Origin of the sequence: Balneatrix alpica DSM 16621, from assembly GCF_000619885.1 — a bacterium.
In the GTDB taxonomy this organism is placed as follows: domain Bacteria; phylum Pseudomonadota; class Gammaproteobacteria; order Pseudomonadales; family Balneatricaceae; genus Balneatrix; species Balneatrix alpica.
Genome location: NZ_KK211039.1, coordinates 200,438 through 218,937, shown reverse-complemented (window position 1 = coordinate 218,937; position 18,500 = coordinate 200,438). Strand labels below are relative to the sequence as shown.

Annotated in this window: 15 protein-coding genes; 2 read left to right on the top strand and 13 right to left on the bottom strand. The window is 54.1% G+C overall.

Translation table 11 applies throughout. The features are described 5' to 3' along the window. Positions 1–93: 93 nt before the first annotated feature. Both Q334_RS0110395 and Q334_RS0110390 read right to left on the bottom strand, forming a co-directional pair. Entirely contained in the window at positions 94–1,491 is a 1,398-nt protein-coding gene (locus Q334_RS0110395) for a CmpA/NrtA family ABC transporter substrate-binding protein (RefSeq protein WP_027313153.1), read from the bottom strand. A 147-nt stretch (positions 1,492–1,638) separates the two neighbouring features. Then, positions 1,639–2,241, bottom strand: a complete 603-nt coding sequence (locus tag Q334_RS0110390) for an ANTAR domain-containing response regulator (RefSeq protein WP_027313152.1) — start codon at positions 2,239–2,241, stop codon at positions 1,639–1,641. A gap of 383 nt (positions 2,242–2,624) precedes the next feature. Here Q334_RS0110390 and Q334_RS0110385 point away from each other — a divergent pair, with 383 nt between their 5' ends. Both Q334_RS0110385 and Q334_RS0110380 read left to right on the top strand, forming a co-directional pair. Further along, the gene (locus tag Q334_RS0110385) at positions 2,625–3,782 is read left to right on the top strand and encodes a methyl-accepting chemotaxis protein (protein ID WP_081414419.1); all 1,158 of its coding nucleotides are present in this window, start codon (positions 2,625–2,627) and stop codon (positions 3,780–3,782) included. Between the two features lies 1 nt (position 3,783). Beyond that, positions 3,784–4,620 carry a hypothetical protein gene (locus tag Q334_RS0110380; protein WP_027313150.1) on the top strand — a complete coding sequence of 279 codons (837 nt, stop codon included), beginning with the start codon at positions 3,784–3,786 and terminating at the stop codon, positions 4,618–4,620. Between the two features lie 58 nt (positions 4,621–4,678). Here Q334_RS0110380 and pyrF read toward each other — a convergent pair whose 3' ends face one another. The 11 genes from pyrF to gyrA form a co-directional block, all read right to left on the bottom strand. Then, positions 4,679–5,380: an orotidine-5'-phosphate decarboxylase gene (gene pyrF / locus Q334_RS0110375; protein ID WP_027313149.1), complete on the bottom strand. Its 702-nt coding sequence runs from the start codon at positions 5,378–5,380 to the stop codon at positions 4,679–4,681. 64 nt (positions 5,381–5,444) lie between these two features. Beyond that, entirely contained in the window at positions 5,445–6,626 is a 1,182-nt protein-coding gene (gene lapB / locus Q334_RS0110370; RefSeq protein WP_027313148.1) for a lipopolysaccharide assembly protein LapB, read from the bottom strand. A gap of 8 nt (positions 6,627–6,634) precedes the next feature. After that, entirely contained in the window at positions 6,635–6,940 is a 306-nt protein-coding gene (locus Q334_RS0110365) for a lipopolysaccharide assembly protein LapA domain-containing protein (protein WP_027313147.1), read from the bottom strand. A 91-nt stretch (positions 6,941–7,031) separates the two neighbouring features. Then, positions 7,032–7,325, bottom strand: coding sequence for an integration host factor subunit beta (ihfB, locus tag Q334_RS0110360; RefSeq protein ID WP_027313146.1), 294 nt, complete (start codon positions 7,323–7,325; stop codon positions 7,032–7,034). Between the two features lie 125 nt (positions 7,326–7,450). Further along, complete coding sequence (rpsA, locus tag Q334_RS0110355) at positions 7,451–9,130, bottom strand: 30S ribosomal protein S1 (protein WP_027313145.1); 1,680 nt, start codon at positions 9,128–9,130, stop codon at positions 7,451–7,453. Positions 9,131–9,253: 123 nt separating this feature from the next. After that, on the bottom strand, positions 9,254–9,943 hold the full coding sequence (cmk, locus tag Q334_RS0110350) for a (d)CMP kinase (protein ID WP_027313144.1): 690 nt from the start codon (positions 9,941–9,943) through the stop codon (positions 9,254–9,256). Beyond that, positions 9,940–12,189 carry a bifunctional prephenate dehydrogenase/3-phosphoshikimate 1-carboxyvinyltransferase gene (locus tag Q334_RS0110345; protein ID WP_027313143.1) on the bottom strand — a complete coding sequence of 750 codons (2,250 nt, stop codon included), beginning with the start codon at positions 12,187–12,189 and terminating at the stop codon, positions 9,940–9,942. Before Q334_RS0110345 ends, cmk begins: the two co-directional genes overlap by 4 nt. Continuing rightward, a complete protein-coding gene (gene hisC, locus Q334_RS0110340) occupies positions 12,182–13,288 on the bottom strand; it encodes a histidinol-phosphate transaminase (RefSeq protein ID WP_027313142.1) in 1,107 nt (368 codons plus the stop codon). Before hisC ends, Q334_RS0110345 begins: the two co-directional genes overlap by 8 nt. 24 nt (positions 13,289–13,312) lie before the next feature. Next, positions 13,313–14,416: a prephenate dehydratase gene (pheA, locus tag Q334_RS0110335; RefSeq protein ID WP_027313141.1), complete on the bottom strand. Its 1,104-nt coding sequence runs from the start codon at positions 14,414–14,416 to the stop codon at positions 13,313–13,315. A 44-nt stretch (positions 14,417–14,460) separates the two neighbouring features. Further along, positions 14,461–15,546, bottom strand: a complete 1,086-nt coding sequence (gene serC, locus Q334_RS0110330; RefSeq protein WP_027313140.1) for a 3-phosphoserine/phosphohydroxythreonine transaminase — start codon at positions 15,544–15,546, stop codon at positions 14,461–14,463. Between the two features lie 173 nt (positions 15,547–15,719). Further along, positions 15,720–18,311 (bottom strand): DNA gyrase subunit A, encoded by a 2,592-nt coding sequence (gene gyrA / locus Q334_RS18775; RefSeq protein WP_035461461.1) that lies wholly within the window; start codon positions 18,309–18,311, stop codon positions 15,720–15,722. Positions 18,312–18,500: the final 189 nt, after the last annotated feature.

Genomic DNA, 18,500 nt, shown 5'->3' with positions numbered 1-18,500 from the left:
GTCAGGCTCAGCGCAGGCTGCCTCGGCACCTGGCTGAGCAAAATGTGTGGGGCGCTGTCGGCTATCCTTCACCACAGCCCCCGTGACAGTGGATTAATTGGCCGCTTTCAATGCCGCCAGATCGACCGCCAGCTTCTTAATGGCAAAGCTGTCGATATAACCCACCAAGTCCGCCGGGTTGAAAGTTTTGCCATCGAAGAAACGATCCGCTCCCATTTGAATAGGCGCGCTGGCATCCGTCAGCTGCCAATTTAAGCTGTTGTTCCCCTCCTGCTTGTGATCCACCAGCGGATAGGCGATACCCAGCTCCTTCGCCGCTTCCCGATAAAGATCAGGGCGATAAATTTGCGCGGCAGCCTCACGGATATTGATCACTTGCTCAATCTGTCCCCAGCGGTACATCTGGGTGATGAACCACTCGGCATGGGAACGCCAGGGGAAGGTCGCGGCATAACGGAAGAACACGTTGAAATCCGGCAGCGGCTTGGGCTGATCGTTGGCGGCATAGTGGAAGGTGCCGGTCATCGACATTTTCACCACTTCTTCCGGCGCATTCACGTAGGATTTCTGACTAATAATTTTCACCACTTCCATGCGGTTTTCTGGTTTATCCATCCACTGCGCGGCTTCAATCAACGCCATTAGCAGGGCTTTATGAGTATTGGGATACTTGTCTGCCCATTCTTGATTTACCCCAAATACCTTTTCTGGATTGTTATTCCAGATTTCATAATTGGTGATCAGGGTACGACCGATACCCAGCTTCACCGCCCGCTCGTTCCAGGGCTCACCGACACAGTAACCAACGATGTTTTTCGCCCGCAGGTTTGCCACCATCTGCGGCGGCGGAATCACAATCAGGCGCACATCGTTATCAGGATCGATCCCGGCTGAGGCCATCCAGTAGCGCAGCTCGTAGTTGTGGGTGGATACCGGAAACACCATGGCCCAGGTCATCGGCTCTTTGCCGGCTGCTTTATCCGCATCGATCACCTTTTTCAATGCGCGGGCAGAGACAGGGGACTCCTGCATGGCGGCAGGATCGGCCTCCAGCATCCGCTCATAGAGCTCATTGGAGACCGTAATGGCATTGCCGTTTAAATCCATGCTGAAGGCGGTAATGGTGGGCTTTGCCACCGCGCCCACCCCCAGGGTGGAGGCAATCGGCATCCCCGCCAACATGTGCGCACCATCCAGCTCACCAATGGTGACCTTGTCGCGAATATTGGCCCAGGATGCCTCTTTGGAGGGGGTGACGTTCAAGCCATACTTTTTAAAGAAGCCTTTCTCATATGCCACCACAATGGGAGCACAGTCAGTCAGTGGAATAAAACCCAGGGTTAAGTCGGTTTTTTCAAGCCCTTCCGAGCCAGCAGCATAGGCGGCGGATCGTAAAAAGCTGGGGGCGGCACCCATCATCATGGCTCCTCCTGCCAAGGTGGTTGAGGCCTGTAACAACTGGCGACGTGTCATTTTGCATTTATCTTGCATAGCTAGACTCCCTTGCTTGGGTAAGTTTCAGGCAATAAAAAAGGCGTTCACGGCAAGGCAACCTGCCTTGTTGTGAACGCCCTTGTTCGGGATAAGCAGGCAAGCCTTGCCAACCTATCCGCACTGTTTTCTCGTTTTCTTGTCTACTTAAGTATTCAACAGCTCCAGTACCTGGGTGACACTGCGTGCCACATCGACCAGTTTGCGGTTTGAACTCATGGCCATCGACCGCAAGGCTTTGTACGCCTCGTCTTCATCCATGCCTTTGTGTTTCATCAACAGGCCTTTGGCCTTATCCACGATACGCCTGGACTCCAGCTGGTCGCGGGTTTTCTCCAACTCATCCTGCAATGCCCGGTATTCCCGGAATCGCGCCGTTGCGACCTGCAGAATGGAACGCACCCGCTTAGGCTGCATACCATCCACCACATAAGCACTGACCCCCGCCCTGATGGCACTTTCAATCACTTCAGGACGATCATCCTCAGCAAACATCACCACCGGCTTAGGCAGGTGCTTATGCAACATGGACATGTGTTCCAGGATGTCACGATCCGGCGCATTAATATCGATGATGATGATATCCGGTTGAATGTCATCCACCGCCTTAAGCAATCCCAGGCCGGTACGGATACGTCCCACCACGGTGTAGCCCTGGTCGGCCAAGGCCTGCTCCAACATGGCCGAACGGCCACGCTCATCATCAATAATTAATACCCTGGCAGCCGCGCTAGGCTTGCTATCTTGCATACTGGCATTCCTGGTACTGCAGTGATCACTGCCACTAGCATTGCAACCCCTGTGCCAAGACTAAATTCAGCCCTGCTGTATCAGTTGCACAGCATCCTGCTATGCCAGGAACCATCAGGCTTAGCCATTTTTTACTGAGCTACTTAACAGGCCACTGAGTGCTGTTTTTTAGTACCTGCCTGGTATGGCCTACCCCTCCTCCCCTGTCTAAGCTGGTGCACGCCGATTGTGCAGGTGCACCATTTACACTCACTACCCGCCACCTAACCGCTAAAACAGCCCCTTTAAACTGGCACGCTTTCTGCTGGTAGCTACCCCGTGATCGGCCATAGCCCCTGTTGTGCTATCGCCATCGCGTTGTTCGATCGATAAAGGATGCTTCCATGCTAAGGCTAATGTCTCTCCCCCAGAGCCTGAGTGCCATCCTGATCCAGGCACTCAATCCCAAACGCTGGACTCAGGCACTCACCCTATTGACCTTATTGGCATTAGCCCTCAGTAGCTGGCCTATCAGCCAAGCGCTGGGATTGAGTTTGCTGGTACTGACTTGCCTGCTCAGCATCCTGCTATTAGCCGGCCTGGCCAACCAACGGGAGCACTTACATGCCTGGCTTAAAGCTCCGCATATTCGTCCATTAGAGGCACTTGAACCCGATCGCCGCACCCTGACCCAAGGCTTTAATGAACACACCCGCCGCTTGCAGCGTAATCAAGAGTTAATTAGCCAATTAGCTCTTGAAACGGCCCAAAGCGCTGCATTACTCGAACAGGCCTCCGCCGAAGTCGAACAGTTGCATTTACGTCAGCAGGATGCGCTGGGCACCTTAGTCAGCTCCAGTGAGCAGATGGAGGTCAGCGTCAATAGCCTGGCGGATATGGCCGAGCAAAGCCGCGAGCGCGCCAGTCATACCCATGCGTATAGCCAGGAGGGCTTCGCTTACGCCCAGCAGAGTCAACAGCAAATGGAACAGGTATCGCAGCGCCTGCAGCAGCTGGAACAGGCCATGGGTCAGCTGGCTCAGCATACCGAAGCGATTCGTGGTTTTGCCGAAGTCATCGAAGGGGTCGCAGCACAAATCAACCTCCTGGCACTGAATGCCGCCATTGAGGCCGCCCGTGCCGGTGATGCCGGGCGGGGGTTTGCAGTGGTTGCCGCCGAGGTGCGCTCCCTGGCGCAGCACTCTGATCAGGCCTCCCGGGATATCCGCCAGCTCACCAACAGCCTGGCCGAGGATGTGCATCAGGTTGATGCCGAGCTAAAACACAGCCGTCTGGATTTAAACCAATGCGTCCTCCATACCCAACAGTTGGCCGAGGATCTTGGCAGCCTGAGTGAGGATGCTAAGCAAAGCCTGCTGCAGGCTACCCTGTCACACCAAGCCATTCGCGAGCACCGCTTAGCCAGTCAGGATAATCAACAACGCTTCCTGGAACTGGCGGAGGTCGCCGAACAACTCAATGCTCACCTACAGGATACCCTCGACATGATTGGCTATTTACGCCAGCTGTCGCAACGCCTCAACCAGTTTAAGGAGCCTTAATATGACCTTGAGTCTGATCCTCACGACCCTGGTTTTGCTACTGCTAAGCACCCTGATTTATCAAGGCCGACAGCAACACAAGCTGCGCTCATTACGGTTACAAGGATTAGATCAGGTGCAGAGCCTGCTAGAAAGCCTGCGCTTGCTGCAGCAGCATCGTGGTCTGGAGCGTAATCTGCTGAATGGTCGCCCGGTACGTGCACAATTACTCGATGTTCGCCAACAGCTGGAGCGTATCGTCCGCCAGATCGACCCGGCGATGTTGGAATCCTTGCCACAGATCTGGCCACAATGGTGCGCGGATTGGCATTCCCTATGCCAACAGGATGGCCAGCTCAGTCTGCAGGATAGTTTTCATTGCCATACCGGGCTGATCAACCGCTTACTCGACATGGTTTGGCGCATCGCCGATCTGCATGGTTTAACCAGCCATCCGCAACCCTGGGTACGTCAACAGGCGCTAGCCACCCTGCAAGTGTTACCAGAACTGGCTGAATGTCTGGGCCAGCTACGTGCCCTGGGCAGCCAGGCGGCCAACGACAGCAAACGCCCTGCGCTATTAAGACTAACCCTCTGCCTGTTACTGGCGCGCAGTCGTCGTCTGAGTGAGCAGGCCGCGCTTGAGCACAGCCTACAGCGCGATATTGATCAGCTGTTGCTCGTCATTGAACAACTGGGTCAAAATGCCAGCACGCGACTGGAGGGGGAACACCTATTTCAGCAGGCCACCCAGGTCATCGACGCACTCTTACAAAGCACCCGGCAGCGGCTGCATGACTTGCAACTACAGGTTCAACAGCCCCAGGGACAATCGCCACAACTGCTGGAACAGCACTAAAAAACAGGCGCAAGGGTCAATCCTGCGCCTGTTATCACAAGTAGAAGAGGAGGCTGGATTACAGCCCCAGACTCGCTTGAATCTGCGCCAACACCTGCACAGGTTCAGACGCCTGGGTAATAGGACGTCCAATCACCAGATAATCACTACCTGCTGCAAGGGCTTCAGCCGGTGTCATAATCCGGCGCTGATCACCAGCAGCAGAACCTGCAGGGCGGATTCCAGGAGTCACCAGTTTAAATGCCGATCCCAGTTCGGCCTTCAGCAGGCTGGACTCCTGTGCCGAACACACGACCCCATCCAAACCAGCCGCTGCGGTCAATGCGGCTAAGCGCTTCACCTGCTGCTGAGGTTCAATATCTAAACCGATATCAGCTAGATCTGCCTGCTCCATGCTGGTCAGCACCGTCACCGCAATCAGCAATGGCTTGTTGCCTTGTCTTTTATCTAGCTCGTTACGCGCTGCTTCCAGCATTCTACGTCCGCCGCTGGCGTGCACATTGACCATCCACACCCCCAACTCCGCCGCGGCTTTTACCGCCATGGCCACCGTGTTGGGAATATCGTGAAATTTCAGATCCAGAAAAACCTCAAAGCCCTGCCGTTGCAGCGCTTCTACCACCGCCGGCCCTGCAGCGGTAAATAGCTCTTTACCGACCTTAACCCGGCACAGTTGGGGATCTAAACGGGCTGCAGTCGCTAATGCAGCAGCCTGATCGGCATAATCCAATGCCACCACGACGGGCTTAGTTTCTTGCATGTTCAATGCTTACTCACTCACTCTGTCATCGCTTTATCAATACAGTATCGGGGAGGGAGAAAGACTAGTCCCCCTCTACCCCACGAATAGGCTTAACGCTACCCCACTCTTTGCACTTGGGGCACTGCCAATGCAACTGGCGACCTTGAAAACCACACTGGCGGCACTGGTAAATGGCACGACTCGCCTGCAATTGCGCCATCATCGTGCGCAGTACCTGCAAACTCTCTTTGGTTTGGCTATTGGCGTATACCAGATGCAAGTCAATTAAAAAGAGCATGCCCTTAATAGTAGGCCGATGCTTCAGTTGTTCCGTTACATAGAAACCCGCTGGGAAGTCCCCCTGACGACGCTGCATCAACTGCGCTATCGCCAGCATAATGGTGGTAGATGGGGTTTGCTGCTGCCACTCTTGCAGATGCTTCAGAAGCGCCTTTTCCTGATCCTGGCTCAGATAAATCTGGCTCAAAAGCTCTACCGCCTCACTGAGCATTTCCTCGCCATGCTGACGGAACTGACGCAATTGTTTCAATGCCGAGCGAGGATTGCCTTCGTTAAAATCCAACCGTGCCAGCAACAACCACGCTCGAGCACAGCTTTTATCCAGCTGCAAAGCTTGCTGTAAATACTGGCGTGCACTGGCACGCTGACTACCCTGGAGCGCCTGTTCCGCTAACTCACAGGCATAATGGGAGAGATGGCGACGTACCCGTTCATCCTGCGGCATCAAGTTCAATAATTGCTGCCCGGTAAAGAGTGCATTTTGCCAGTCGCGCTCCTGCTGATAGACCCCCATCAGCAGTTGCAGAGCTTCCCGCTTAAAGCGCCCTGGTTGCTGCAATACCTCTTTGAGCAGATTTTCCGCACGGTCTAACAAACCGCTATAGAGATAATCCTTTGCCAAACCTAACTGTATCTGCTGCGAATGGCTGGCAGACAAATCGGGTCTGGCGAGTAAGGTTTGATGTACCTGTACGGCCCGTGCCACCTCCCCACGACGGCGGAATAATTCTGCCAAAGCAAGGTGTGTTTCCACTGTATCGCTGTTTACTTCCAAGGCTTTGATAAAGGTTTCAATCGCCTCGTCAGTACGCTCCGTTAGCAGGTAATTCAGCCCGAGAAAGTACTCCTGCTGTAGCCGGTTGGCTACCTCTACCAAGCGTTTCTTGCGCCAGTCTTTACGCCCCAGCCACCAGCCACAGGCAATAGCAGCAAGGAGCAGAAGAAGGAGTCCGAAATCGGGCATCGAGGGTATCAGCTATCCTGCTTGATCACGGAAGTACGGAGTTTGCTCAACTCCGTATTGGATTGATTCAGCTGGCGGCGCAACGTCAGCAAGCGTGCTTTCATTTGCAGCAGCATAAAAATACTGAGCGCGATACCCAATAGGCCACCGCTAAAGAAACTGATCATCAACCACAAAGAAGCGCTCAGCTCTGGTAATTTGAATACGACCAAATCCAAGGCCAGGGGTTGGGTATTGTGAATGGCAAACATGATGCCGATAAAAAGCACCGCCAGGGCCAGCGCCCCCATAATTAATCCTTTGATTAAACGCACAGGCTGCCTCTCTCTGTTATTGCCGATCAGGGGGCATTGTAGAGGCTTTAACCAAAGGGGCCAATAGACGCAAAGTGGTAGTCACGCCCTTTTAGTGCGTATTCTCGTCAGTATTGACCTGATCACGCAGCTCTTTGCCCGGTTTGAAGTGCGGCACATATTTCGGGCCTAAAGGCACCGATTCACCGGTTTTAGGATTGCGTCCCATCCGCGGTGCGCGGTAATGCAGGCTAAAACTGCCAAAGCCACGGATCTCAATACGGTCACCCCGCGCCAAAGCTTCGGCCATTTGTTCCAGAATGGTCTTAACCGCGTTTTCGACATCCTTGATAGGAATATCCTGATGACGGGCGACCAGGCGCTCAATCAACTCAGATTTGGTCATGGCACGCTCCTTAGTGGCCAAAAGCCTTCGCCGGACTGATCAAAAAATATGCATACAGCAAAGATAAAAAAAAGAGTGAGTAAAATCAATTACTCACTCTTTTTAATCAAAGGCTTACAACAGTATTACTGCTGGTTTTTCATTTGCTCTTTGATCAGGTCACCAATGGTGGTGGGGCCAGCGGCATCACTGCTTTGTTGACGCATCTGAGCCATCACATTCTTTTCATCGGCAACTTCTTTCGCTTTGATCGACAGGTGAATTACCCGATTCTTACGATCAACATTCTGGATGCGGGCCTCAACCTGCTCGCCTTCTTTCAGCACATTACGTGCATCTTCGATGCTATCACGGCTGATTTCAGAGGCTTTCAGGATACCTTCAACGCCCTCACCTAAATCTACCACGGCAGCTTTGGCATCAACGGAGGTAATGGTGCCCGTTACCACTGCACCCTTGTCATTGACTGACAGGAAGTTCTGGAAAGGATCGCTGTCCAGCTGCTTCAGCCCCAGAGAGATACGCTCACGCTCAGGGTCGATCGCCAGAATAACGGTTTCCAGATCTTCGCCTTTCTTGAACTGCTTAACGGCTTCTTCGCCGCTTTCATTCCAAGAAATATCAGACAGGTGTACCAAACCATCGATACCACCTTCCAGACCAACGAAGATACCAAAATCAGTAATCGACTTGATCTTACCGGCGATGCGATCGCCTTTGTTGAAGTTACTGGAAAAGGCTTCCCAGGGATTCTGCACGCATTGCTTCATACCCAGGGAGATACGACGACGCTCATCATCGATATCCAGAATCATCACATCCACTTCATCGCCAACCTGGACGACTTTGGAGGGATGGATATTTTTGTTGGTCCAGTCCATTTCTGAAACGTGCACCAAACCTTCGATTCCTTCTTCGATTTCAGCAAAGCAACCGTAGTCAGTCAGGTTAGTGACCCGCGCTTTGACAATGCTGTGTTCAGGGAAACGAGCTTTGATGTTAGCCCAGGGGTCTTCACCCAGCTGCTTCATCCCTAAGGAGACACGCTGACGTTCACGATCGAACTTCAGCACTACCACTTCGATTTCATCACCGACATTCAGCATTTCGCTGGGGTGACGAATACGTTTCCAGGCCATATCGGTGATGTGCAGCAGACCGTCCACACCCCCTAAGTCAACGAAGGCACCGTAATCTGTCAGATTCTTAACGATACCCTTAACATTCTGGCCTTCTTGCAGGTTAGCCAACAGCGCATCACGCTCAGCACTGTTTTCCGCCTCCAGCACAGCACGGCGACTGACCACCACGTTGTTACGCTTGGCATCCAGCTTAATCAGTTTGAAATCCAGCTCTTTACCTTCCAGGTGAGTGGTATCACGCAGTGGGCGCACATCGACCAAAGAGCCAGGCAGGAACGCACGAATCGTGTTGATTTCAACAGTAAAGCCGCCTTTCACACGACCTGAGATCACACCCTTGATCATGCCATCTTTAGCAAAGGCTTTTTCCAGCTCGACCCAGGCTTCTGCACGCTTGGCCTTCTCGCGGGACAAGCGGGTTTCACCGAACCCGTCTTCCAGCGCCTCAACAGCAACCTTAACCACATCGCCAACTTTCAGGCTGAATTCACCCTGATCGTCGAGGAACTGGCTCAACGGAATAATACCTTCAGACTTCAACCCAGCATTAACGGTAACCCATTCTTTATCGACGGCAATAACCGTACCTTCGATGATGGAACCTACCTGCAGGTCTAAATCCTTCAGGCTTTCTTCAAACAGTTCAGCAAAACTCTCGCTCATGTTGATTCCTGTGACTCTAGTGCCTTAGCACCATTCCGCATACCAGCCCATGCGGGTGGATTCTACTTTTCATCAAGCACCTGCATGGCTGGTGCAAGGAACCTGATGCAATACGTTAAGGAATTAGGCTAGTGCCAAGCGCTGCAGATGAACGTCAATTTCATCCAACACCTGTTCAATGCTGAGCTGGCTGGAATCAATAATAATGGCGTCATCTGCGGGCTTAAGAGGAGCAACGGGACGTTGCATATCCTGGGCATCTCGCGCCTGAATATCCTGCAAAATCTTATCAAAGCTAGCACCCACCCCCTGGTTTTGCAACTGAAGCAGGCGCCGTTTGGCCCGCTCTTCAGCACTGGCCGTCAGGTAAATTTTTAAAGGTGCATAAGGAAAAATGACCGTTCCCATATCCCGCCCATCTGCAATCAAGCCTGGGGCATTAGCAAATAAACGTTGGCGTGAGGTCAGCGCATCCCTCACCCGTGGAAAAGCAGCGACCTGGGAAGCCAGACGCCCCACCTCTTCCATGCGAATCGCGCGGGTAACATCTTCACCCTCAAGGATAACCTGCACACCCTCGCCTGCGTTGTCGGCATTAAACTGCACATCCAAATGCGCGGCTAAGACACTGAGCGCATCCTCATCACTATGCTCCAGATGATGACGGCTAGCCGCCAAGGCCACTAAACGATAGAGCGCTCCACTATCGAGCAAGTGCCAGCCTAATTTGGCTGCCAGACGTTTGCAGATAGTGCCTTTGCCTGAGCCACTGGGGCCATCAACGGTGACTACAGGTACGGAAGCCGCTGTCATAAGGAATCCTTTACACTGAGTTGAATGCCAAGCTTGGCAATAAGTTCAGGAAAATGTGGGAAGGAGGTCGCTACCGGTGCACAGTCCTCAATACTGATGGGTGCACTGGCTCGCAAGGCCGCCAGACTAAAGCTCATCGCAATACGGTGATCACCGCGGCTATGTACTTTGCCACCACTAAACACGCAACCTTCAGTATGGCCACGGCCTTGAATCAGGGCACCATCGGCCAAGGCTTCGACCTCAATACCCAGTTGGCGCAACCCCTCAACCATTGCCTGGATGCGGTCAGACTCCTTAAACCTCAGCTCCTGTGCTCCTTGGATGCGGGTCACACCCTGCGCACAGCAGGCAGCAATAAAGAGTGCTGGAAACTCATCAATGGCTAGCGATACCCACTGAGGATCAATGTCGATCCCCTGTAAAGGCGCATAGCGCACACAAATATCAGCAACGGGCTCTGCTCCGACCAAACGCTCATGCTGAAGCTCTATATCCGCCCCCATCTGGCGCAAAATATGCACCACACCAAAACGGGTTGGGTTGACTCCCACATGCTCCAGCCACACTTCAGAGCCAGGGGTAATCGCCGCCGCCACCATCAAAAACGCGGCCGACGAGATATCACCCGGCACCGCTATTTTGGCCCCCTGCAGCCGTCCTCCTCCCTGTAGGCTCACCCACCCTGGGCCCTGTTCAATCTGATAACCAAAGCTCTGCAACATACGCTCAGTGTGGTCGCGGGTGGTATGCGTCTCACGCACCAGGGTGGAGCCCTGAGCATAGAGCCCGGCTAGCAAAAGAGCCGATTTAACCTGTGCACTGGCGACCGGCAGTGCGTAGTCAATGCCAGTCAGGGCTTGCCCACCCTGAATACGCAGCGGTGGGCAACCAGCGGCACTGGTGTGAATCTGTGCCCCCATCGCGAGCAACGGAGTCGCTACCCGTTCCATGGGCCGCTTACTTAAAGAGGCATCGCCTGTCAGCTCTGAGTCAAACGCCTGGGCAGCCAGGATACCGGCAAGCAAGCGCATCGAGGTGCCGGAATTCCCCAAATAGAGTGCTCCTGCCGGAGCCTGCAATCCCGCCAACCCTACGCCATGAATCTTCACCCGCCCTTGTTCAGGGCCTTCAATCACCACCCCCAGGTCGCGAAATGCCTGTAGCGTAGCCAGGCTGTCTTCCCCTTCCAGGAAGCCTTCAATCTCTGTCATCCCCTCCGCCAAAGAGCCCAGCATAATGGCGCGATGCGAAATCGACTTATCACCCGGCACCCGTAAGCGTGCCTGGGCATGACCACCGGGCTGCAACAGGTAATGATTACCTTGGCTGGTTTTGCGCGGCTTCGCGTAGGCGGTCCCTTCCAGAATACGGGAGAAGTGTTCACGTGCTTCTTTAGCGCGAGTAAACACCCCCAACATGGTTAGGCTGTCACCTTGCTCCACCGCCTCACGTAAGGTCGAGAGTCCTGCAGTAAAGCGGTCCAGCACCTCTAACACGGCATCACGATTAGCTAAGAAAACATCATGCCACATGGTCGGATCACTGGCGGCAATCCGGGTAAAGTCGCGAAAACCACCCGCGGCATAGCGGAAAATGTCGCGATTCTCATGGTCATGGGCCAGGGTATCAACCAATGAAAAGGCTAACAGATGGGGTAAATGACTGGTTGCCGCTAACACTTCATCGTGATGCGGCACACTCATGCTCAGGACTTCTGCTCCGGCGGCTTGCCACATCGCCGTCACCACCGCCACCGCCTCACTGGCACTGTGTTCTAGTGGCGTAATAATCACTTTATGACGGGCGAATAACTGGCCATCCGCTGCCGCCATGCCACTGCGCTCTGCGCCGGCAATGGGGTGCCCCGGCACAAAGCCCGCTGGCATCTGCGGAGCAAAAATACGCTGGGCGGCCGCCACAATATTGCCCTTGGTTGAACCCACATCGGTCAATACCGTATGGGGGCGCAAGACTGGCCTGATCTGCTCCAGCAACGACTCCATGGCCTTTACCGGTACCGCCAATACCACTACATCTGCCTTGGCCACTTCAGCTAATAAATCCTGGCTACCACGGTGAATGGCACCACGCTGCAGAGCAATTTCGATCTCTTCTACCTTGCCATCGACACCGACCAACTCCCGGGCAAAACCCTGGCGCCGCAGCGCCAGAGCCAAGGAGCCGCCGATCAGGCCCAGACCAACAATCAGGACCCGCTCATGCTTAAACTCACTTTCAGGCATCCGCCAGCACCTTTGCCAAGGCGTCCAGACAACGCTGGTTTTCTTCCGGCAAACCAATGCTGATACGCAAGTATGTCGGCATCCCGTAGTTCGCCACCGGACGCACAATCACACCTTCCCGTAGCAGTGCCTGGTATACCGGCGCAGCCTCTTTCCCCACATTGACGCAAACAAAGTTGCCAACCGAAGGAATGTAATCGAGCCCCAATTTGGCAAAGCCCTGCTCAAACTGCTGCATCCCCGCCGTATTCAGGGCAACCCCTTTAGCCAGGTAGTCCTTATCTGCCAAGGCGGCAACCGCCGCGGCCAAGGCCAAGGAGTCGACGTTAAAGGGCTGACGCACCCGGTTCAGAATATCCGCCACCTGTGGGTGAGACACCGCATAGCCAACCCGCAGTGAGGCCAAGCCATAAGCCTTGGAGAAAGTACGGGTCACCACCAGGTTCGGATAACGCTGCACTAATTCCAGCCCATTGGGGAAATCCGGATGCTGCACATACTCGGTATAGGCTTCATCCAACACCACCAGCACCTGCTCTGGCACCTCAGCCAGGAAGGACTCTAGCTCCGTCCGGGTTAGCCAAGTACCGGTAGGGTTATTCGGGTTCGCCACAAACACCAGCTTGGTGGCAGGGGTAATGGCCGCCAACATGGCAGGCAGATCATGCCCCCAGTTTTTGGCCGGCACCTGCACACCTTTAGCCCCGACAGCCTGAGTGCTGATCGGGTAAACCGCAAAAGCATGCTGGGAATAGACCACTTCGTCCCCGGGGCCGGCAAAGGCGCGGGCTAACAGTTCCAACACATCATTGGAGCCATTACCCAGGGTGAGGCTATTAAGTGGCAGGGCAAAGGTATCCGCCAGCGCTTTTTTCAGAATATAGCCATTACCATCGGGATAGCGGGTCAGCTCAGGCAGAGCAGCCTGAATCGCCTCAATCACCTTGGGGCTCGGCCCCAAGGGATTTTCATTACTGGCCAGTTTGACAATATTGCGGATACCAAGCTCACGTTCGAGTTCGTCCACCGGCTTGCCTGGCACATAAGGATGCAGCGCCTGAACCCCTGAATTGGCCCGTGCCAGAAAATCACATGTCATCATTATTCTCCTTGTTGAGTCTTGTCACAGTACCGCTTGCGGATAAGACCCTAACACCTTCAACTCAACTACTTTGCTGGCGACTTCATCGAGTACGCTCTTAATCAGGGCATTCTGTTGATGCCCTTCAAAATCAATAAAGAATACATAGCCCCAGGCCCCCGAATTGGCGGGACGGGTTTCGATCCGGGTCAGACTGATCCCGGCACGATGGAAGGGCTCCAGAATATGATAGAGCGCCCCAGGTTGATTACGGGCGTTCACCAGAATGGAGGTCTTGTCCTTGCCACAGGCCGGCACACACTGATGCCCCAGAATCAGGAAGCGAGTGGAGTTATCTGGCCGGTCTTCAATGTTGCTAAACAGCCGTTGCAGGCCATATAGCTGCGCGGCCATATCACCCGCAATCGCCGCGACTCCAGCCCCTTCTGCTGCCACCAGGCGGGCAGCCTCTGCATTGGAGCTCACTGCGATCCGCTCTACCTTGGGATAGCGTGCATCCAGCCACTGGCGGCATTGGGCCAAAGATTGCTGATGGGAGTATATGCGACGAACATTATTCGGATCGCAGCCATCCACCCCTAACAGATGCTGATGGATACGCAACTCAACTTCACCACTGATTTTGAGTGGTGAGTCACGGAAGTTATCCAGGGTATGATGCACCACCCCTTCGGTAGAGTTCTCAATTGGCACCACTCCATAGTTGGCTGCCTTGGCCTCTACCTCACGGAAGACATCATTGACCGAGTGCATGGGTAAGCAGACGGCGGAATGGCCAAAATGCTTGAGGGCTGCCTGCTGGGTAAAGGTACCCTGGGGGCCTAAAAAAGCGATTCGCAGAGGACGTTCCAAGGCTAAGCAAGCAGACATGATTTCACGGAATAAGCGGGCCATTTCCTCATTATCGAGGGGCCCACCATTGCGCTCCATCACCTTGCGTAACACCTGAGCTTCACGCTCGGGGCGATAGAAAACTGGCTCATTACCTAATTGCTGATGTGCCTGCTTTACCTCGGCCACCTGCTGAGCGCAGGCGGCACGACGGCTGATCAGCGCTTGGATCTGCTGATCGATGGCATCGATTTCTTCACGAAGTTGCTGTAACTGCTGTTGTTCTGTGGCCATGCTGATTGCCCTTTATGCTGACGACTTTAAGTATCCTGTGCCCCTTAACCGGGGTAATAACGGGACTCAAAATCGGCCATAAAAGCGACCAGCGCATCGACCGCCTGCTCAGGCACAGCATTATAAATACTGGCTCTCATGCCCCCCACCGAGCGATGTCCCTTGAGATTAAGCAAACCATTGGCTTCTGCTTCCTGCAGGAAAGTCTTCTCAAGCGCCGTGTCAGCAAGAGTAAAGGGCACGTTCATAATGGAACGGTTGGCACTGGCCACGGGATTGGCATACAACCGACTCGTATCAATCGCCTGATACAACTTGGCGGCTTTACGCTCATTTTGTGCGGCAATGGCAGTTAGACCACCCTGACGCTTTAACCACTGGAATACCAAGCCAGACAGGTACCAGGAGAAGGTGGGCGGGGTATTAAACATAGAGTCGTTTTTCGCCACGGTCTGGTACGTCATGGTGGCAGGAGTGATCGGCAGTGCTCGCTCAAGCAAGTCCTCACGCACAATCACAATGCAGATACCAGCAGGGCCAACGTTCTTTTGCGCGCCCGCATAGATCACACCAAAGCGGCTAACGTCGATCGGCCGAGACAAAATGTTGGAAGACATATCGCACACCAGCGGCGCCTCTGTCTCCGGCACATAATCGAACTCCAGGCCACCGATGGTTTCATTGGCACAGTAATGCACATAGGCCGCATCCTGACTGAGTCGTAGCTCATCCTGACGGGGCACGCGATGGTAATTAAAAGGTTCAGCACTGGCTGCCACCTTCACATCGGCGTAGCGCTTGCCTTCTTGCAGTGCGTCCTTCGACCAAATTCCAGTATCGATGTAGTCAGCTACCCGAGCCTGCCCCAGCAGGTTCAGGGGCACGGTACTAAACTGTTGCTTAGCACCGCCCTGCATAAAGAGCACTTTGTAGTTAGCTGGAATGGCCAGCAAATCTCGCAGATCTTGTTCAGCCTGAGCCGCGACTTCCATATAGTCAGCACTGCGGTGGCTCATTTCCATAATGGACACGCCGCGTCCATGCCAATTGAGTAGTTCAGCCTGAGCCTGTTCCAGCACTTCGTCCGGCAAGGCAGCCGGACCGGCGCAAAAGTTATATGCGCGAGTCATGATGACGTCTTTCCCCAACCCTCGTAAAAAGAATGCAAAGTTATACCTGTTCGCTTCTGGCTTGACCAGCCATGCACCGCGGTATCCGGCCCTGCTCTGCACTCTTTAGTCAGCACAGAGCCAATTTTTCCCTGCCACAAACTAAAATGCGGCCCTTAGGCCGCATTTTAGTTTTACTCTGTTGTATCCTCGTGCTGCTCGGCTTGCTGTTGCTCGCCCTCTTCAGCCTCGTCCACTTCAGGTTCATCAATAGGGGCCAAGCCCACTAAGTGCTCACCTTCCGCTACCCGAATCAAGGTTACCCCCTGGGTGTTGCGGCTGAGACAGGAGATTTCATCCACACGGGTACGCACCAGGGTGCCGCGATCGCTGATCAGCATCACTTCCTCACCGCTACGTACTTGAATCGCACCAACCAGTTCACCATTGCGCTCGCTCATTTGCATCGCAATCACACCCTGGCCACCACGACCATGTGCGGGGAACTCTTCCACCTCAGTGCGCTTACCATAGCCCTTGGCGGAAGCCGTCAGAATGCTGGCACCGGCCTCGGGAATCACCAGGCTGATCACCTTAGCGCCCTCGGCCAAACGCACTCCTCGCACGCCCCGCGCGGTACGTCCCATGGCACGCACATCCGCTTCAGGGAAGCGAATCGCTTTACCATTGGAGGTAAAGAGCATGGCATCCTGCTCACCATTGGTAATGGCGGCACCGATCAGGGTATCCCCCTCTTCCAGATCCAGGGCAATCAGGCCCACCGAGCGGGGACGAGAGAACTGCTCCAGCGGAGTCTTTTTCACCGTACCCTGACTGGTCGCCATAAAGACGTAGTGATCTTGCAGATACTCTTCCACTGGCAGAATGGTGGTAATACGCTCACCTTCATCCAGGTTGAGCAGATTCACCAGCGGTCGTCCCCGTGCACCACGGCTGGCCTGGGGAATCTCAAACACTTTGAGCCAGTACACCTTGCCTCGGTCGGAGAACAGCATCACGGTGGTATGGCTGTTCACTACCAGCAGATGTTCAATAAAGTCTTCTTCTTTCACCGTGGTGGCGGCTTTACCTCGCCCACCGCGACGCTGAGCCTGATAGTCTGCAACCGGTTGGGTCTTGGCATAGCCGGTATGGGAGATGGTCACCACCAGATCCTCTTCATTGATCAGATCCGCCATGGTCAGGTCCTGACGGCTGGTGACAATCTCACTACGACGAACATCGGCATACTGCTCACGAATCGCTACCAGCTCTTCACGGATAACTTCCATCAAGCGCTCATCGGAGCCAAGAATCTTCAGCAGTTCCGCAATCTTTTCCAGCAGATCCTGGTATTCCTGCAGCAGTTTTTCATGCTCAAGACCGGTCAGACGATGCAGGCGCAATTCCAAAATAGCCTGGGCCTGGGCCGGTGACAGGAAGTACTGACCATCACGTAGGCCGTATTCCTCGGGCAACTCATCCGGACGACAGGCATCTTCACCTGCACGCTCCAGCATATTCACCACATTACCCGGCGCCCAACCCTGCGCCAGCAACCGCTCTTTCGCATCCGCCGCCGTAGCAGAGGACTTGATCAGTTCAATGACCGGATCAATATTCGCCAGCGCCACCGCCAAACCTTCCAGGATATGGCCACGCTCACGAGCTTTACGCAGTTCAAACAGGGTACGGCGGGTCACCACTTCACGACGGTGACGGATAAAGGCTTCCAGCAGCTCTTTCAGGTTCAGGGTGCGCGGCTGGCCATCGACCAGTGCCACCATGTTGATACCAAAGACACTTTCTAACTGGGTATTGGCATAGAGGTTATTCATCACTACTTCGGGCATTTCGCCACGGCGTAGTTCAATCACGATGCGCATACCGTCTTTGTCAGACTCATCACGCAGCTCAGTGATACCCTCTACCTTCTTTTCTTTGACCAGCTCGGCAATCTTTTCGATCAAACGAGCCTTATTCACCTGGTAAGGAATCTCGGTAATCACCAGCGCCTGCTTACCGCCGCGATCCATATCCTCAGTGTGATACTTGGCCCGCATATAAATGCGGCCACGACCACTGCGGTAGGCTTCAATAATGCCAGCGCGACCGTTAATAATCGCTGCAGTCGGGAAGTCAGGACCCGGAATAAACTCCATCAACTCATCGATGCTGATACGGTCGTTATCAATCAACGCCAGGCAGCCATCCACCACTTCACCGAGGTTATGCGGCGGAATATTGGTGGCCATCCCCACTGCAATACCCGAGGAGCCGTTGACCAGCAGGTTAGGTACCCTGGTGGGTAACACTTCCGGAATTTGCTCAGTGCCATCGTAGTTCGGCACATAATCGACAGTGTCTTTCTCAAGGTCAGCCAAGAGTTCATGGGCCATCCGTGACATACGGATTTCGGTATAACGCATCGCCGCCGCAGAGTCGCCGTCGATCGAACCAAAGTTACCCTGACCATCCACCAGCACATAACGCATGGAGAAAGGCTGCGCCATCCGCACAATGGTATCGTAAACCGCACTATCACCATGGGGGTGATACTTACCGATCACGTCACCGACTACACGAGCTGACTTTTTGTAAGCCTTGTTCCAATCGTTGCCCAATTCATGCATGGCAAAGAGCACACGACGGTGTACTGGCTTTAGGCCATCCCGCACATCCGGCAACGCCCGCCCGACAATGACACTCATGGCATAGTCGAGGTAGGACTGTTTCAGCTCATCTTCAATATTGACGTGAACAATTTCTTTAGCCAGTTCACCCATGGTCATCCGCGTTCCTTAATTATGTCTTCCGGCGGTACCGGACGGGTTTGACAGCGCGAGCGCAACGCTCCCGAAAAATCCGAGCGAGTATACCACAAACCCTTGATTCACGAATGCTTTATGCCGAGATAACTTTGAAAGCCCGGCTCCAGAAAGTATCATGGTGACTTTCCCAACCCTGGCCGGAAT

What these genes read in the sequence shown, in the direction of transcription:
- Q334_RS0110395 (WP_027313153.1), bottom strand. Translation starts at nt 1,491, where the DNA reads ATGCAAGATAAATGCAAAATGACACGTCGCCAGTTGTTACAGGCCTCA.
- Q334_RS0110390 (WP_027313152.1), bottom strand. Translation starts at nt 2,241, where the DNA reads ATGCAAGATAGCAAGCCTAGCGCGGCTGCCAGGGTATTAATTATTGAT.
- Q334_RS0110385 (WP_081414419.1), top strand. Translation starts at nt 2,625, where the DNA reads ATGCTAAGGCTAATGTCTCTCCCCCAGAGCCTGAGTGCCATCCTGATC.
- Q334_RS0110380 (WP_027313150.1), top strand. Translation starts at nt 3,784, where the DNA reads ATGACCTTGAGTCTGATCCTCACGACCCTGGTTTTGCTACTGCTAAGC.
- pyrF (WP_027313149.1), bottom strand. Translation starts at nt 5,380, where the DNA reads ATGCAAGAAACTAAGCCCGTCGTGGTGGCATTGGATTATGCCGATCAG.
- lapB (WP_027313148.1), bottom strand. Translation starts at nt 6,626, where the DNA reads ATGCCCGATTTCGGACTCCTTCTTCTGCTCCTTGCTGCTATTGCCTGT.
- ihfB (WP_027313146.1), bottom strand. Translation starts at nt 7,325, where the DNA reads ATGACCAAATCTGAGTTGATTGAGCGCCTGGTCGCCCGTCATCAGGAT.
- rpsA (WP_027313145.1), bottom strand. Translation starts at nt 9,130, where the DNA reads ATGAGCGAGAGTTTTGCTGAACTGTTTGAAGAAAGCCTGAAGGATTTA.
- cmk (WP_027313144.1), bottom strand. Translation starts at nt 9,943, where the DNA reads ATGACAGCGGCTTCCGTACCTGTAGTCACCGTTGATGGCCCCAGTGGC.
- Q334_RS0110345 (WP_027313143.1), bottom strand. Translation starts at nt 12,189, where the DNA reads ATGCCTGAAAGTGAGTTTAAGCATGAGCGGGTCCTGATTGTTGGTCTG.
- hisC (WP_027313142.1), bottom strand. Translation starts at nt 13,288, where the DNA reads ATGACATGTGATTTTCTGGCACGGGCCAATTCAGGGGTTCAGGCGCTG.
- pheA (WP_027313141.1), bottom strand. Translation starts at nt 14,416, where the DNA reads ATGGCCACAGAACAACAGCAGTTACAGCAACTTCGTGAAGAAATCGAT.
- serC (WP_027313140.1), bottom strand. Translation starts at nt 15,546, where the DNA reads ATGACTCGCGCATATAACTTTTGCGCCGGTCCGGCTGCCTTGCCGGAC.
- gyrA (WP_035461461.1), bottom strand. Translation starts at nt 18,311, where the DNA reads ATGGGTGAACTGGCTAAAGAAATTGTTCACGTCAATATTGAAGATGAG.